Here is a 557-nt window from a genome sequence, read left to right on the forward strand (position 1 = left end):
GTATGGCGTGGGCGTGCAGATGTCCGACGAGGAAGTCGCGCAGCTCCTGACCTACGTGCGCTCGTCGTTTGGCAACAGCGCGAGCGCGGTGACGGCGGCGGACGTGAAGAAGGCGCGTGACGAAACGGCGTCCCACACAGGCCCCATGACGGTCGAGTTGCTCAAGCCGCTGATGAAGTAACTGAGGGCAGGCGGCAGGCGGCAGGCGGCAGGCGGCTGGCGGAATGGCGCGGGCGGCGGGCGATCGAGCACCGCCCGCCGACCTGCGGGCTACGAAACCAACAACGAGCAGCAGGTCACGCCGCCTTCGGCCTTGGCGAGTTCGCTGGCGTCCACACCAATCACGTCGAGCCCCGCGGCACGCAGGCGCGCCTGGGTGCGTGGGAACTGCGTCGAATGGATGACGCGGCCGTTGACGAACACCGCGTTCGCCGCGAATGACTCCTGGTCGTCAACGGTGAGCTGCCGGGACCCCACGAAGGTCGACCCGTCGATCCACGCCGGATTCACGAGGAGCAGGTCCTCCGCCACGCGCGTCACCGCCGTCTTGAGGTGCA

The 557-nt window shown here is 68.4% G+C and carries 2 protein-coding genes; one reads left to right on the forward strand and one right to left on the reverse strand.

Annotated elements, in window-relative coordinates:
• Nucleotides 1–181 (forward strand): hypothetical protein (locus JNK74_29855; protein ID MBL7650375.1); only part of this gene is annotated, 181 nt, incomplete at its 5' end.
• A gap of 89 nt (nucleotides 182–270) precedes the next feature.
• Here JNK74_29855 and JNK74_29860 read toward each other — a convergent pair.
• Nucleotides 271–557: dimethylargininase (locus JNK74_29860; GenBank protein ID MBL7650376.1), on the reverse strand; the 287-nt coding region annotated here is incomplete at its 5' end.

The sequence above is a fragment of the Candidatus Hydrogenedentota bacterium genome (genome assembly GCA_016791475.1).
In the GTDB taxonomy this organism is placed as follows: domain Bacteria; phylum Hydrogenedentota; class Hydrogenedentia; order Hydrogenedentales; family JAEUWI01; genus JAEUWI01.